This window comes from Namhaeicola litoreus (assembly GCF_042679565.1).
In the GTDB taxonomy this organism is placed as follows: Bacteria; Bacteroidota; Bacteroidia; order Flavobacteriales; family Flavobacteriaceae; genus Namhaeicola; species Namhaeicola litoreus.
Map to the genome: position 1 here is coordinate 611,996 of NZ_JBHTMY010000003.1, position 16,221 is coordinate 628,216.

The 16,221-nt window shown below is 36.1% G+C and carries 14 protein-coding genes; 7 read left to right on the forward strand and 7 right to left on the reverse strand.

Features of this window, described 5'->3' with window-relative positions; all coding sequences use genetic code 11:
- Positions 1 to 74: 74 nt before the first annotated feature.
- The 6 genes from ACFQ39_RS10025 to ACFQ39_RS10050 form a co-directional block, all read right to left on the reverse strand.
- Positions 75 to 1,595, reverse strand: coding sequence for an arylsulfatase (locus tag ACFQ39_RS10025; protein WP_377178619.1), 1,521 nt, complete (start codon positions 1,593 to 1,595; stop codon positions 75 to 77).
- A 120-nt stretch (positions 1,596 to 1,715) separates the two neighbouring features.
- Positions 1,716 to 3,281, reverse strand: a complete 1,566-nt coding sequence (locus tag ACFQ39_RS10030) for an arylsulfatase (protein ID WP_377178621.1) — start codon at positions 3,279 to 3,281, stop codon at positions 1,716 to 1,718.
- 112 nt (positions 3,282 to 3,393) lie between these two features.
- Positions 3,394 to 4,230 (reverse strand): PAS domain S-box protein, encoded by an 837-nt coding sequence (locus ACFQ39_RS10035; protein ID WP_377178623.1) that lies wholly within the window; start codon positions 4,228 to 4,230, stop codon positions 3,394 to 3,396.
- A 111-nt stretch (positions 4,231 to 4,341) separates the two neighbouring features.
- Positions 4,342 to 5,382, reverse strand: coding sequence for an HAD family hydrolase (locus tag ACFQ39_RS10040; RefSeq protein WP_377178625.1), 1,041 nt, complete (start codon positions 5,380 to 5,382; stop codon positions 4,342 to 4,344).
- Between the two features lie 175 nt (positions 5,383 to 5,557).
- Positions 5,558 to 7,117 carry an arylsulfatase gene (locus ACFQ39_RS10045; protein ID WP_377178627.1) on the reverse strand — a complete coding sequence of 520 codons (1,560 nt, stop codon included), beginning with the start codon at positions 7,115 to 7,117 and terminating at the stop codon, positions 5,558 to 5,560.
- 212 nt (positions 7,118 to 7,329) lie between these two features.
- Positions 7,330 to 7,794: a hypothetical protein gene (locus ACFQ39_RS10050; RefSeq protein WP_377178629.1), complete on the reverse strand. Its 465-nt coding sequence runs from the start codon at positions 7,792 to 7,794 to the stop codon at positions 7,330 to 7,332.
- Between the two features lie 210 nt (positions 7,795 to 8,004).
- Between ACFQ39_RS10050 and ACFQ39_RS10055 the strand changes: the two genes are divergently transcribed.
- From ACFQ39_RS10055 to ACFQ39_RS10085, 7 genes are all read left to right on the forward strand, one after another.
- Entirely contained in the window at positions 8,005 to 9,354 is a 1,350-nt protein-coding gene (locus ACFQ39_RS10055; RefSeq protein ID WP_377178631.1) for an MFS transporter, read from the forward strand.
- Positions 9,355 to 9,409: 55 nt separating this feature from the next.
- On the forward strand, positions 9,410 to 10,348 hold the full coding sequence (locus ACFQ39_RS10060; protein ID WP_377178633.1) for a carbohydrate kinase family protein: 939 nt from the start codon (positions 9,410 to 9,412) through the stop codon (positions 10,346 to 10,348).
- A gap of 8 nt (positions 10,349 to 10,356) precedes the next feature.
- Complete coding sequence (locus ACFQ39_RS10065) at positions 10,357 to 12,105, forward strand: glycosidase (RefSeq protein ID WP_377178635.1); 1,749 nt, start codon at positions 10,357 to 10,359, stop codon at positions 12,103 to 12,105.
- A 399-nt stretch (positions 12,106 to 12,504) separates the two neighbouring features.
- Positions 12,505 to 13,167 (forward strand): hypothetical protein, encoded by a 663-nt coding sequence (locus tag ACFQ39_RS10070; RefSeq protein WP_377178637.1) that lies wholly within the window; start codon positions 12,505 to 12,507, stop codon positions 13,165 to 13,167.
- A gap of 9 nt (positions 13,168 to 13,176) precedes the next feature.
- Positions 13,177 to 13,599, forward strand: coding sequence for a (4Fe-4S)-binding protein (locus tag ACFQ39_RS10075; protein ID WP_377178639.1), 423 nt, complete (start codon positions 13,177 to 13,179; stop codon positions 13,597 to 13,599).
- 119 nt (positions 13,600 to 13,718) lie between these two features.
- Positions 13,719 to 14,057 carry a hypothetical protein gene (locus tag ACFQ39_RS10080; RefSeq protein ID WP_377178641.1) on the forward strand — a complete coding sequence of 113 codons (339 nt, stop codon included), beginning with the start codon at positions 13,719 to 13,721 and terminating at the stop codon, positions 14,055 to 14,057.
- 154 nt (positions 14,058 to 14,211) lie between these two features.
- A complete protein-coding gene (locus tag ACFQ39_RS10085) occupies positions 14,212 to 14,706 on the forward strand; it encodes a hypothetical protein (protein ID WP_377178643.1) in 495 nt (164 codons plus the stop codon).
- 45 nt (positions 14,707 to 14,751) lie between these two features.
- Here ACFQ39_RS10085 and ACFQ39_RS10090 read toward each other — a convergent pair whose 3' ends face one another.
- On the reverse strand, positions 14,752 to 16,044 hold the full coding sequence (locus tag ACFQ39_RS10090; protein WP_377178645.1) for a dipeptidase: 1,293 nt from the start codon (positions 16,042 to 16,044) through the stop codon (positions 14,752 to 14,754).
- Positions 16,045 to 16,221: the final 177 nt, after the last annotated feature.

The following is a 16,221-nucleotide window of genomic DNA, read 5'->3' on the forward strand; positions in this document are numbered from 1 at the left end:
TTTCATAAATGAAGGACTCTTTTATTTTTAACTGAGTGTTTTACTCAATTGATCTGCAATGTTCTAAAAGTAAATTAATCTTTTGGTTGACTTAAATTATCCATCACCTGATCCAAGCTAAAACTCGCGGGTTTCATTCTTGGTGGGAAATCTTTAAAGCTTTCTAGCCATTTTGATACGTAGGCTTGCGCTGGTACTAACACATATGCTCTGTCAAATCTCCATTTAGAATATAGGTCAGCATCGTGGCTGGCTCTTTCGAAAGGATCGCCCCTTAATGTGTAAAGTGCAGGAACACGCAATGAAACAAACGGTTCGCTCCAAACTTCGAAACCATGGGCTCTTTGCTCCATAAAATGAATCTTCCATTGATCATATCTCAAAGCTGCCAAATCTCCACCGTCTGTCCAATATAAAAACTCTGCTCTTGGCCATTTTGCTTCACCTTTCAATGCAGGCATTAAGTTATAACCGTCTAAATGAACTTTGTAAGTTCGACCTATGGCAGATACCCCACCTTTTAAAAGTTTATCCTTGATATTGGCATCACCGGCAGCGGCCAATAAAGTTGGTAATAAATCTTCATGTGAGGCTACATCATTAATTATTGTGCCGGGTTTTACAACACCAGGCCACCTGATTGCGGCAGGAACACGGTAACCACCTTCCCATTGGGTGTTCTTTTCACCTCTAAAAGGAGTCATTCCTCCATCAGGCCATAAAAATATTTCAGCACCATTATCAGTAGAATACATCACAATGGTATTGTCAGCAATTCCCAACTGATCTAACTTATCTAAAATTTGGCCTACGTGATTGTCATGTTCAACCATACCATCAGCGTAAATACCTAAACCTGTTTTGCCTTCTGCTTCTGGTCGCAAATGGGTATTTACATGCATTCTGGTTGAGTTCCACCATAAAAAGAAAGGCTTACCTGATTTATTGGCGCGATCAATAAAATCTAGTGCACCATCAGTTACCTCATAATCGATGGTTTCCATTCTCTTTTTAGTAAGTGGTCCCGTGTCTTCAATTTTTCCACCTGCCGTAGATTTGATGACGCCACGGGGTCCGAATTTCTTTTTAAATTCAGGATTTTGCGGATAATCTACATTTTCTGGTTCTTCTTCGGCATTTAAGTGATAAAGATTTCCCATAAATTCATCGAAACCGTGATTGGTGGGCAGATGTTCGTCCAGGTCACCCAAGTGATTTTTACCGTACTGGGCAGTCATATATCCTTGAGCTTTGAGTAAACCGGCGACGGTTGGATCCTTAATTGAAATACCTTCTTTGGCTCCTGGAAGACCCACTTTTAACAAACCTGAACGGATTGGGCTTTGTCCTGTTAAAAATGCAGCACGACCGGCAGTACAACTTTGTTGTCCATACCAATCTGTAAATAATGCGCCTTCTTTGGCAATGCGGTCAATGTTCGGGGTTTTATACCCCATCATTCCTAAGTTATATGCACTGATATTGAACCAGCCAATATCATCACCCCAAATAATAACGATATTAGGTTTTTTTTGTGCATACATGCCTATGGTCATCACCATAGCTAATAAAAAATAGAATGTTTTTTTAGTCATAAATAAAGGTTTTAATTAGTTTATACATTTAATTGTTAGTTAAAAATATAAAAAATTATTATCAAGGGTAAAAAAAAAAAGCCACAAAAATTGTGGCTTTTAACTAAAACTATTTTTCTATTAATTTGAGGGCGCTGTGGTTAATTGTTGCAAGACTTTGTCAACACTTAAACTACCACTTTTTGCAGGTGGAAAAGCTTTAAATGATTCTATAAATTCTGCCACTATACTTTGAGCAGGAACCATCGTCCACATTTTCTCACCTTGCCAACGCAAATACATGCGGCTTTCATCTGGAGCTCTTTCATAAGGGTCTTGACGCATATTGACAATGATCGGCCAGCTAGGTGATTTTCTATAGGCAGTTGTTAGGTCTCCTTCAATGATTGAAAAGTGCACTTTCCAATCATCATATCTAAGTGCGTTCAGATTTCCTCCAGCATCAAAGTAGAAAATTTCTCTTCTTTTTCCTACCTTATCTTTTCCCATTAACATATCCAGTTGGTTATAGCCATCTAAATGATTTTTAAAGGTTTTACCATTTGCTTTATAACCAGATTTAACTTTTTCAGTTAAATTGGGTTCGCCTACTGCAGCGGCCAAGGTTGGCATCCAATCTTCATGGCTAAATATTCCATTAACTACAGATCCAGCAGGAATTTTGCCCGGCCATCTAACTAATTGGGGAACTCTAAATCCTCCTTCCCAAGTTGTTCCTTTCTCTCCTTTAAATGGAGAAGTTCCTCCATCTGGCCAACTCATCATTTCGGCACCATTATCAGTACTAAATACAACAATCGTATTGTCTGCAATGCCTAACTCATCCAGTTTATCGAGAAGCTTACCAACAACATAATCAAGTTCCATCATTCCATCACCATAAAGTCCACCTCCATTTGAGCTATTCACCCATTTTTCAGCAAGATGAGTCCAAACGTGCATTCTGGTACTATTATGCCATAAAAAGAAAGGCTTATTACTTTTCGCTTGTTCATCGATAAACTTTAAAGAGCGGTCAAGTAATTCCATTTCAACCGTTTCCATTTTCTTTTTAGTTAAGGGGCCATGGTCTTTAACTGTTTGATTGCCAACTTTACCCCATCTAGGATCTTCGGTTGCATCTGTTTTAGAGGTTGCATAAGATTCTAACACCCCTCTTGGACCGTATTTTGCATCAAATTCTGGATCCTTTGGATATTCAGGATCTTCTGGTTCTTCCTCAGAATTCAAGTGGTATAAATTACCATAAAAACGGTCAAAACCATGTACTGTGGGTAAGAACTCATTTCTGTCGCCTAAATGATTTTTGCCAATCTGCGCAGTGGCATAGCCATAATTCTTAAGCATATCCGCAATGGTCATGTCGGTAGCTCTAATACCTTCTTTAGCCCCCGGCATTCCAATGGTTAACATTCCTGTTCTAAAAGGATGTTGTCCCATAATAAATGCTGCTCGTCCGGCAGTACAGCTTTGTTGTGCATAGGCATCCGTCATCAATGCTCCCTCATTGGCAATTCTGTCTATGTTCGGTGTCATTGGTTTTACCATACCTCGGTGATAGGCACTCACGTTATCTACACCAAGGTCATCACCCCAAATTACAATAATATTGGGTTTCTGCTGGGCATAAAGTTGAGTAGTTAATGCTATCGTTAAAAGCGATAGCCAAAAATAATTTTTTTTCATAAGAATAAGATTTGGTTAGAAACAACTATTTCGGATTGTATAATTTTCCGACCCTTAAGATACAATATTTGAAAATTCTACTTGAGCTATATAAGTAGACAAATAGTAGACATCAAAATCTATTGACATAGTCATTTAAGGATTCATTCCTCAATAAATTCAATTTTTTTCTAAGTCTGTATCTACTTTTTTTAACTCCATCCTTTGTGATATTCAAAATGCTGGATATATGATCTGTAGACATTTTCATTTTGAGATATGCACATATTCTTAATTCGGCATTGGTGAGATTTGGATGTGCCTTTTGTAATTGCTTGAAAAAATTATTATGAACCTCTATAAATCTATTTTTAAAAACCTCCCATGACTGATTTTCTTTGGGTTGGCTATTCAGTTCTTTTTCGAACTCAATCAGTGCTTTGCTTATCTCTGTCGGCTTTTTTAATGCAAGTTTTTTGATTCGGTTTTTCAGCTCTGATTCAATTTTAGTTTCTCTCGTTTTATCCAATGCAAAAGCGAGTAATTCCCTTTCTTTCTTTTGCAAATTGATTTTTATGGAGTTTATTTTTATTTTGGTTTGGGCCAGCTTCTTTTTCGCATTAAAATATTCTGTCATATCAATGCCAACTCCCATAAAGAATAAAGTTTCACCAGAATAAAATGCATGTCCTTCAAATAAGAAGGGCAGGGTATTGCCATCCTTTAATTTTAGATTGGCGAATACCTGCTTCACTGCACCCGTTTGTATAATTTCACCCAAACCGTCCTCAATGGTAGAATAATCTTCGGCATAAAAAAAATCGAACACATTTTTATGCTTTAATTCCTTTGCAGAATAACCTGTTGTCGTTTCGTGATTTTTGTTCCAGTGGATCAATTCAAAAATTTCTCCGTTAAACTCATACACATAAAAAATACCCGGCAAAAACTCTACCAGTTGATTGTTCAAAATAGAATTCAGGTCTATGTATTGCTTATTTTCGATGCTATCCGGATTCAGTTAATTTGGCAGAAATTTAATGATTTGATCAATAAAATAGAGTGGAAAACATAGTGAAATTTATTTCAATTCAAAAGGATAGATTACCTTCCAGTCGTTTTTCATGTCTACCACGGTCCAACCGTTTTTTGAGGCCTCTTCTAAACCTTTTTCGAGGCCACCAATAGGAGAACCTTTATCATAAGCCCATTCTCTTACCTCGTCTGTATGGTGAATGTACAGTTCAAAATTTTTCTTACTGTTTGAGGCAGACCATTGTAACATTTGTAGATCGCCGTCAGAATTACCTGCAGAAAAAATTGGTTTTTTGCCAATGTACTTATTGATGCCTACAGGTTTTCCCTCTTTATCATCAATAAAATCTATCTCTGGTAATCTTCTTATAACGGGGTTACCTTCGTTATAATCAAATTCAGTTTTAATTGAACTGCCAATAATTTGTTCAGACGGTATTTTGTAAACTTCTTGTACTATGGCTCTCATAAATTCTACCCCACCTCCAGAAACAATAAATGTCTTAAAATTATTGGCGCGTAAATATTCTAATAACTCCAACATGGGTTGATACACCAATTGATCATAGGGCACATTTTTGGTTGGATGCTTTGATGTTTTGATCCAATCTTGTACTATTTTTTCAAACTCTTCGGTTGTTATTCCGGTATGAGACACCATCACCAATTCTGCCAAACCTTTGTGGCCTGATGCCATGATGGTTTTCATGTCATCCTCCAACACAGCTTTAAAAGGTTGTTTATTTTTCCATTCCGGATGATCCGCAGCCATGGTTTTGATTCTGTCTAAAGCAAATAATAACTGGAAATAAGCGGGTTGTTCTGTCCATAAAGTACCATCGTTGTCGAAAGTAGCGATCCGATCCTGCACCTCCACATAGTTTACACTGTTTCTATCGGTCACTTCCTCAACAAAGGCGATGATATTCTTTTTTGCCTCCGTATCATTCCATGAGGGTAAATGATCTATGTCTATATTACTTTGGGCTATTTCCTCCTGGGTGACGGGCGAAATCTGCTTTTCTTGTTTGCAAGAAACAAATAACAATGTGACGAATAGTGACAATGTGTAAAAGTGAGCGCTCATTTTCATGTTAAATTTTGATTTAGTTGATAGGTTATAAAATTACTGAAATTGAAAAGATTAAAAGTTTAAAGATAAAACTTGTTGACATAGAAAACAAATGACCTTCAACTTGGGGTAGAAGGTCATTCGGTAATTTTAAACTAATAATCAGGCTGAATGATCAGGCCACTTTTTATTAATGTCCTTTTGGGATCATTTCCTCAATTTGTTTTTGGGTTTTGCTCAAACTCCAGTCGCCTGCGGTCTGACTTGGCACATAATCTTTAAAGGTGCTCAAGAAATTAAAAGCATAACCTTGCATCGCCATTAAAATATAAGCTCTGTCTATATACCAGTCATAATAGGTATTTGATCCATGTAAGGCCTTTTCGAATGGGTCACGTCTTAGGTTCATTAAATAGGGCGCTCTTAATTCTACAAAAGGCTCTAACCAAATTTGCAATTTATCAGCTCTGTTTTCCATAAACATGGCTTTCCAGTCTTGGTAACGCAACGCGGCAATTTCACCTGCATCATTTACATAAATAAATCCTTCTCTGGGAGAATCTTTTGTTTTACCCATAAGATAATCTAGTTGGTTAACACCATCGATGTAATTCTTATAGGATCTTCCGTTTACGGTAGTGCCTTTTCTCAATTGATCTGTAATATTCGTATTTCCGGCAACTGCGGCAAATGTTGGTAACCAATCTTCGTGTGCAACAATACCATTCAACGTTTTGTTGGCTTCGAATTTACCCGGCCATTTGATAAAAGCAGGAACCCTGTAAGCTCCTTCCCAGCTACTGTTCTTTTCTCCGTGGAAAGGTGTTGTACCTGCATCCGGCCAAGTGTTGTAATGCGGACCGTTATCTGTTGAGTACAATACGATGGTGTTGTCTGCAATCCCTAGTTCATCCAGGTAATCTAAGAGCATCCCAACATGCATGTCGTGTTCTATCATACCATCCGTATATTCATCATTACCTTTATGTCTGCGATCTTCTTTTACATGCGTTCTGAAGTGCATTCTCGTTCCATTCCACCAAGTGAAGAAAGGTTTGCCGGCATCCACTTGTTTTTTCATAAAAACTTTTGCTGCAGCTAAGGTTTCATCATCAACAGTTTCCATTCTCTTTTTGGTAAGGGCGCCAGTATCTTCTATACGCTGTCCTCCTTTGCCGTCGGCATAAGTGTGTAATACCCCTCTTGGGCCATACACTTCGCCAAACATTTTACCATTTTTTAATTTCATATCGGTAGGATAATCCTCATTTTCAGGCTCTTCTTCAGCATTTAGATGATAGAGATTTCCAAAGAATTCATCAAAGCCATGCATGGTTGGTAGGTGTTCATCACGGTCTCCCTGATGGTTTTTACCAAATTGTCCTGTTGCATATCCCTGGGCTTTGAGTACGGTAGCAATGGTGATATCAGATTTTTGCCAACCTTCTTTGGCACCGGGCATTCCTACTTTGGTCATACCTGTTCTCACCGGTACATTACCTCCTAAAAAGGCAGCACGCCCGGCGGTACAACTCTGTTGTCCGTAATAATCTGTAAAAGCAAGACCTTCTTTGGCAATGCGGTCTATGTTTGGGGTTTCATATCCCATCATCCCACGGTTGTTGTGGCTGATATTCCAGGTTCCAATGTCATCACCCCAGATCACCAAAATATTTGGTTTTTTTTGGGCAAATACAGAAAGAACCATCAACAGGGATAAACCCAGCATTAGATGTTTAAAATTTTTCATGTAAAATAAAATTTGGTTAATACTTTGATTGAAAGATAACAAATATACAAATTTAGGAGCAAGCCGATTTTAATATTTGATAGTTATATGTGAATTTTTAGGTTAACCCAAATTAATTATTATTTCTAATTGTTAAAAAAATCTGAATTATTCATTTAGAAAAAAGTAAATAAAAAAAGGCCCAAAGGCCTTTCTATTAAATCTGTGGTTGATTATTTATTTTGGATAAAATCCATATTATCTAAAATAGAGAATCGGATGCCGTCGGCAATGTATTGTTCTATTTGATAGAATTGGGCCGCAACAACGGGGTTAGTGGCTTTTTTAATTTTCTTTGTGTATTTCATCAATGTGTTCTCACTGGCAGACCTTATGACAATAGCTTTTTGTAACATATCCTCTGCCATTTGGTTCGATACAGCACTTGTGGTAGAGGCATAGGTGCTCAATAATTTGATTCTTTCTTGTCCGTTTACTTTTCTGGCTACTTCATATTCATCGTACAATTCCCAGAATTTAGCAGCGTCTACACCGCTAAGGTCAATATTTTCGGCAATGATCTCTTTTTTTTCTGATCCAAAGATATCTTGGATCATAGACATTTCATCTTTTGTTGGCATTTGCGCATAAGACATGGCAACAAATAAAAAGGCAATGAGTAAAGTTAATTTTTTCATAGGTTTAAAATTTGGTTAATTAAATGTTTCACATTGTAAATATAGGAATTTGAAAAGTAGTAGGACATAGTGAATTAAATTTATCTTTTGCTCTACAGGTGTTTACATCGCCATTCGAAAACGATTTCGTTTGTTAAAAAATGAATTTTTTCAAAAAAAGCGTACAGTAGTTTTTTGCAAATGTAAATTGCATAAGATAAAACCTTTCAAATGGTAAAAAAAACAAATTTAAGTTTCTGGCAGATCTTTAATATGAATGTGGGATTCTTGGGAATTCAATTTAGTTTTGGTCTACAGCAAACGGCTGTGAATCCTATATTTTCTTTTCTTGGAGCGCATCATGAAGACTTACCACTGCTCAATCTCGCAGGACCTGTAACGGGTCTGATCATTCAACCTATTGTAGGGGCTATTTCAGATAAAACCTGGTCGCCAAAATGGGGGAGGAGAAAGCCATTCTTTTTGATAGGGGCCTTGATAGGCAGTTTATGTTTATTTGCCTTTCCTTTTAGCCCTGCTCTTTGGTTTGCAGTTGGGTTATTATGGATTCTTGATGTGGGCAATAACATGGCTATGGAACCCTATCGCGCTTTTGTAGGTGATAAATTACCCAACAAACAGTTAAGTTTTGGATACCAAATGCAAAGTTTGTTTGTAGGCGCCGGTATTGTTTTGGCGAATGCATCTATTTTTCTTTTTCAAGACTGGTTTGGCGGTACTGAGTCCTTAAGTGAAAGTGTCAATACAATCCCAAAATGGTTATATTATTCATTCTTTATAGGTGCAATTCTATCGGTTTCTACCATATTGTGGTCAGTGTTTAAAACACCCGAAATACCGCCTTCTGAAGAGGAATTCGATGAAATAAAAAAACACAATGCGCTTCCATTGTCAGAGCGCATCAAAACACCATTTTTAGAGATAGTTGATGCCATTAAGGAGATGCCAAAGTTTATGTGGAAATTATCTCTTGTCTATTTATTTCAATGGTATGCTTTGTTTGTGTATTGGCAGTTCATAGCCCCTATGTTTGAAGAAAGTATGGGCTTTGATAAATCTCAGGCACTTAGTCAGGCGGCCAAAATGAATACAGCTTACAACGTATCTACAATTATTTTTGCCTTGGCATTGGTACCATTGGCGCTAAAATACGGCGGAAAAAAAGTGTATGTTTTAAGTCTTTTCTTAACAGGAATTGCCATGCTTAGCATACCCTATATTCACGACCCTATGATTGTAATTTTCCCGATGATTCTATTTGGAATTGGTTGGGCAGCGATGATGGGTATACCCTATTCAATGGTGTCTAAAATAGTTCCACAAGAAAGGCGCGGAGTTTATATGGGGATCTTAAATATGATGATTGTAATTCCAATGGGAATCCAAACCTTAACATTCGGACCAATTGTAAAAAATTTGTTGCAAAATAGCGCTGTTAACGCGATTCTTTTTGGAGGAGTTTTTTTTATGATTGCCGGTCTTTTGGCTCTTCGACTTAAACAACCGGCCTCTCTTGAGGAGGAAGAAAATACCTCCATAATCAATACAGGGGCACATTAGTCAGAAAAAATTTGAGCAATTTAAATAGTTACGTTTCATACAAGAAAAAATAGTTTTGGAGCAGGATAGAAGAAATATAGATATTTTATGTGTTGGAGAAGTTCTCATTGATTTTATTGGGCATCAATTGGAAAAGGAAATTCGCGATACTTCTGATTACCATCGTTACATGGGTGGTTCTCCCGCGAACGTTGCCATGAATATGGCGAAACTGGGATTGAAAACAATGATGGTCGCATCGGTCGGGGCAGATGGTTTTGGTAAATATATTTTAGAAAGCCTCAAAGAAGGGGGTGTGAGGGTCGATCATGTGGCTAAATTAAATCAAAACAATACCAGTGTTATTTTTGTATCTAAAACTGTGCACACGCCTGAGTTTATACCCTGCAGAGATGCTGATTTGAGGATTTATCAAAACCAAATCCCAAAAGAATTGCTCAGAAATACCCATATATTTCATACAACCTGTTTTGCACTTAGCAAAAACCCGGCACAAAAAACCATTTTAAAAAAAGCTGAAGAAGCGTTCCAATTGGGTTGTCAGCTGAGTATAGATATTAATTACGCAAAAAAAATATGGGATGCACAGGAAAAGGCATTGCATGTGATCAAAGCGTATTGCAGGTTTAATCCATTGGTCAAGATTAGTGAGGATGATATGTGTAGACTTTTTGAGCGAAAACTTCCTCATGAAGAGATATTTACTTTTTTTCATTCTATGGGAGTCGATCTGGTCTGTTTAACACTTGGTAGAAATGGGGTGAAGTGTTCTCATAGAACGAAGGGGGTAGTCCAGTTACCGGCTGTAAAAGTTGACAAAGTATTAGATGCAACCGGCGCAGGAGATGCGTTTTGGTCAGGATTTTTATGGGCCTACGGCAAGAATAGACCGTTAGAAAAATGTCTGGAAATAGCACTTCATTTGGCTGCATTAAAACTTCAGAACGTAGGGAGGTTACCTGACAACATTACTGTTTTATCTGAAATATTGTAATTCTAGAGATGAGCGCGAAAAAAGAAAAGTCGGACAAGAAGGTAATGAATGGGGTTATGTTAAATGCGTACCCCGATAGCATTGGGAATAATTTGAGCGACCTTATTTCTATGTTGAAATATCCCGATTTTAAAGATGCCTTTTCTTTTTTTTATGTATTACCAACTTTTTTTAATAGCGATTTAGATAGAGGGTTTTCTGTTATCGATTATAATCTCAATAAAGAATTGGTGTCGGCCGATGATCTGAAGGCCTTGGAAGAAATGGGAATAGCTTTAAAATGCGATATCGTTTTAAATCATTTATCTGTAGCTTCTCCTCAATTCAAGGATTTATTGAAGTACGGCAATAAATCTGAGTTTAAAGATTTCTTTATAAACTGGAATACCTTTTGGGAAGGAAACGGAACAATGGGTGAAGATGGCATTATCCATCCAAAACAAGAGTTTCTCGATAAACTATTTATGCGTAAAGCGGGACTTCCTATTTTAAAAGTTTTTTTCCCCGAGGGTACCGAGGAACCTTTTTGGAATACTTTTTATCAACAAATTACCTATCAAAAGCTCACCATTGAGGATCTTCAAAATTTAGGAGAGATACCACAAAATGGTAAGGAATTTATTTGTAATACGGTCAATCTCACATTGGCAGAAAATCACGATGTCTCTTTATTGGATCTTGAAGAATATAATTTTTTAAAAGAGGAGCTTATTCTAATCATCAAACAGAAGCGGACTTATTTGGGACAGATGGATTTGAATGCCAACTCACCATTAGTTTGGAAATTTTATGAAGAAACTTTGCAAAAATTAGCCGGTTACGGTTGCAAAATAGTGCGCTTGGATGCTTTTGCCTATTTGCATAAGGAGATTGGACAATCAAATTTTTTTAATAAACCCGGTACTTGGGATTATTTGGATAGGATCAAGCAAATAGCCATCAAAAATGATTTAATTCTTCTACCCGAAATTCATGCTGAGTATGGGTGTCATTTACACGATGAAGTCGCTAATCGGGGTTTTCAAACCTATGACTTCTTTTTTCCGGGTCTTGTAATCCACACTTTAGAAACTGGTTCAAATCGCGCGTTGGTAAATTGGGCAAGGGAAGTGGTCACCAAAGAATTTAAGACTGTAAATATGTTGGGCTGTCATGATGGAATTCCAGTGTTAGATTTAAAAGGCAAAGAAATTGAGGGTACTTTTCATCCTGGATTGTTGTCTGATGAGGAAATAGATTTTGTAATGAACAAGATCATAGAACGGGGAGGAAGGGTTAAAAATCTTTACGACTCAAAGGGTAAAAAGATCTCCTATTATCAGGTCAATGCAACATTTTTTAGCGCTTTGGGTGAAGATGAGCAAAAATTATTGTTAGCAAGAGCTATTCAATTATTTATGCCGGGTATACCACAAGTTTGGTATCTCGATATTTTTGCCGGTTCCAATGATTACAAAGCTGCTGATCGAGGGGGTAACGCAGGTCATAAGGAAATAAACAGAACAAATATAACTTTACGAGATGTTGAAGACGGTCTAAAAAGTAGAATAGTTAAAAATCAATTAAAATTGATTCAATTGAGAAATCAGTCCAAGGCATTTTTAGGAGCAGTAAGTTTTGGCGATTCTGCGGTAGATGAAATAGATATTACATGGGAATATGAAAATGAAGTGGTACAATTGACAGCTGATTTAAAGACTTATCACTTTAATGTAAATTACTATAATAATCGAGTAAAAAAGACAATGTCTTTTTAAGTAGAAATTTACATTATTTGGATAGTGGAAGGTATGGCTGAGGTTTAAAATTAAGGCCATGACAAAATGTAAAATTATTCAACTTTAAATTTTTTGTTCGCCCCCCTCAAGGCATATTCTGTCATGGCCGAATCAATCAATTATTAACTAAAAACCTTTATTTTGAAATCTCAGTTTAGGTGAGATTTGAGAGAATTTCGTTAGCAATTTTTTTATTCTTTTTCATAGCAATTTTCATATTTAAAAACGGACATATTAAAGTTTAATTGCGCCTAAAATGCATTTTTTTGAAAAATACCCAGATACCATGAGAAATATAGAGGAAATGCGAATTAGCTCAGTTCATGGCTTTCTTTATTTTTAAAAATATTATCGTAAATTCGAAAGAAAATTAGGTATATGAAATATTATGTTTTAATTGTTTTATTCATTTTACTTGCTGTTACAGGATGTAAAAAGGAAGTAAAAGAAGTTATAGAAGTAGATGAGGTAGAGTTAGAAGAGGTTGAAGAAAAGAAAGTAGAAATCGTAAAAAACCAAAAACTTACAAATGAGCAACAAATTCTATCTGCGGTTAAAGCAGCACCGATGGTTATGCGAGACTTGGCTACCGTGTATGGCTATGATGAACAGGGAGAGTTTGTTTTATTGAGACAGGGTTCAAATAGCATGATTTGCGTGGCTGATGATCCCAATAGAGATGGATTTGAAGTTGTGGCTTATCATAAAAGTTTAGATCCTTTTATGGCGAGAGGGCGAGAGCTTACAAAAGAAGGGAAGAATAGAGAGGAAAAAGAAAAGATTAGAGAGGAAGAAGCCATTACAAATGTGTTGCAAATGCCAGAGGTTCCCGCAGCCTTACATATTTATTTTGGTAAAAATGGCTATTATGATATTGATGACAATGAAGTGAGGAACTGCAGATATCGGTATGTGGTCTATACGCCATTTGCTACAGCAGAAACCACTGGTTTAGGATTGCAACCCAATAAAGAAGGACATCCATGGTTGATGTTTCCGGGTAAGTACAATGCTCATATTATGATTAGCCCACAAGATTAATTTTTATCTATGGAAAACAAAGTGGTCATAAAACATTACAGCAATAGTGAAATTACGATTGTATGGAAACCGGGAATTTGTATTCATGCAGGAACCTGCGTAAAAATGTTACCTAAAGTTTACAATCCAAAAGCGAAACCTTGGATAAAAATTGAAAATGCGTCATCGGAACAGTTAATCGAACAAATAGATCAATGTCCGTCAGGAGCATTGAGTTATATCACTAACCTAAAACAAGAAAAAATGTCAGATCTAAACAAAATTGAAGTCATGGCCAATGGCCCCTTAATCTGTAGCGGAACAATAAAAGTTATAAATGCCGATGGGAAAGAAGAAATCAAAGAAAATAAAACTGCCTTTTGTCGTTGCGGACATTCTTCGAACAAACCCTATTGTGATGGCAAACACAAAGTAGAAGGGTTTGTAGGTTGATTTTTTATAATTCATTTGTTTACAAGTTGTTAACGTCAAAAGTAGACTGCTCCTTCCTGCGAAATATTTAACATTTTGATATAAGAATAAAATATACATTTACTTAAAATTTTGGGTGAATGAAAAGGTATCTTATTGCCTTATTTCTGTTTATTGGATTTCAAGTATTTGGGTCAGAATTTATTTCAGCAAGAATCACAAACGACCTTGAAGTAATTGCTCAAAAGTCAAAGCAAACAGAGCATCAAAATTCACTTATTTTAGAGCTTGTTTTTCATGAAGTTTTACTGCCTGTTCGCGATGTAGACTTTTTTGATTTATCTGCTAAGGGTTGTCAGCTTGAGGGACACATTGAATTTCCTGTCGTTGATTACTCCCAATTGCCTTTTAGGTTTTCAAGCTTTATTTTTAAGGAAATCCTATTCAATTTACTATTTCCTAAACACTTCTTTTTTTAAAGTATAGCCATACTCCGATTTATAAAAAATTCAATTTTAACCGTTGGACATTTAAAATCAAAATTATTTTTCGCGTCAGAATGAGCAAAATTTGATTTGAGAAGTGACAAAATTTCGTCGCGATGTACAACAAGTAATATAATTATTAAAATATATGGAATCAATATTAATAGCTTCGTTTATGTTGTTTATTGTTTTTGTACCCTATTACCTTTTTTTAAAGAATGGAAGCAATATTAAAAATAAAGTCAACAAATTAATAGAAAACGAAATTTCCCAAACAGGATTACATTTTTCCGAAAAGGAAACTTGGTCGCATAATTTTATAGGGATTGATCAAGACGCGAAAAAAATGTTATTTGTTCGCGTAATTGATGATAAAAGTGAATGTACGCTCATTGATCTTACCAAAGTGAAGAACGTTAGAATAGATAAAAAAGTTGTAATCGATAAAGAAAATAAGAATAGTTCTTCACTCGAGAAGTTAGACTTAGCAGTGAGTTTATACCCTTCTGGTGAGACGATTCTGCATTTATTTGATACTGATATTTTTTACAAAGAGGAATATGAGTTGAATAGGGCTGAAGCATGGGTTAAAAAGATCAACACTTTTAAAAATCTCGTCAACACGAATCAAAAAGCCGCATAATGAAAAAGCCTGTTCATTGAACAGGCTTTTTTTATTTTCTTCAGCTTAATTAGCAGCAATTTTTTGCACTTCATCTAACACGCGCAATAAATTTAACCCCCAAAGCTTGGCGATCTGCTCTTTTGTATAACCTCTTTTGACTAGTTCTAGCGTTACATTAAAGGTTTCTGAAGCATCACTCCAGCCTTCAATTCCGCCTCCTCCATCAAAATCAGAACTTATACCCACATGGTCTATACCGATCAATTTGACCATATAATCAATATGATCTACAAAATCAGACACATTCACAGGAGGAAATTCTTTTGCTGCTTTTGTCAACTCCTTTGCTGCTAATCTTTTGATTTCTTCAAATTTGTTATTGTAAGCGATTAATTCATCTTCTGATAGTAATTGCTTGCTTTCCCAATCCAAGATCTCGAATTGATTCATTGTTGCCACTTTATCTAAAGCATTTTTTTGGCCATTTTTATAGGCTGTATCTTTTGCCGTATTTACATAACTCGAAAATGCCACAGTTTGAACAACGCCGCCATTGCTTTTTATTGCTAATAATTGTTCATCATCGAGATTTCTTGAATGATTACAAAGGGCTCTTGCAGAAGAATGTGATGCGATAATGGGCGCTTTACTTCTAGCAATGATATCGTTGAATGCCCCTTTGGAAGGGTGAGACACATCTACCATGACACCTGCTTTATTCATTTCTACAACTGCCTTTTTTCCGAGTTCACTTAATCCGTTGTTATAAAGCCAAATATTATCTTTTTCTCCGGTATTGCTATCTGAGAATTGACTGTGTCCTTGATGTGCTAAAGACATATATCGGCCTCCTAGTTTTTGAAATTTTTTTATGTTTTTTAAGTCAGTCCCTAAAGGATAGGCATTTTCTATGCCGATCATGGCCACTTTTTTCCCCGACTTAATAATTCTAAAAACATCAGCAGAAGTATATGCAATTTCAATTCTCTCCGGAGCATATTTTTCTGTTAAATTATGAATAGCATCAAATTTACTGATGGCATTTTGATAAGCGGCTTGATAGCCTTTTTCATCTAAATCCCCCTGTCCGGTATACACAATGAACCAAGCCACATCTAAACCTCCTTTTTCCATTTTGGGTAAATTTACTTGAGAGGAAAGATCTTGTGTGTAATTTTTTGTATCTGTAAAATTCTTGATGTTGATATCGCAATGTGTATCGATGGTAATTACTTCATCGTGAATTTCCTTTGCCATTTGATAAAGGTTTGATACAGGTTTTGGTCCCTGAGCGAATGCGGCACCTGTGATTAGAGCGAACAATAAAAAATACTTCTTTGATAAAATATAGAACATGGTAATTGTATTTGAGGGCTAATATTACAAAATAATGATGAACAGAGATCTCTTTTTTAAGATTGTTTAATAATACGCCTAGGTATGTGTTAGGTTTGAGGTTATAGCCTATAAAATGTAAAGAGATGAGTTTAGAAAATTAAAAATATGACTACTGTTAGATAATATAAAATTAAA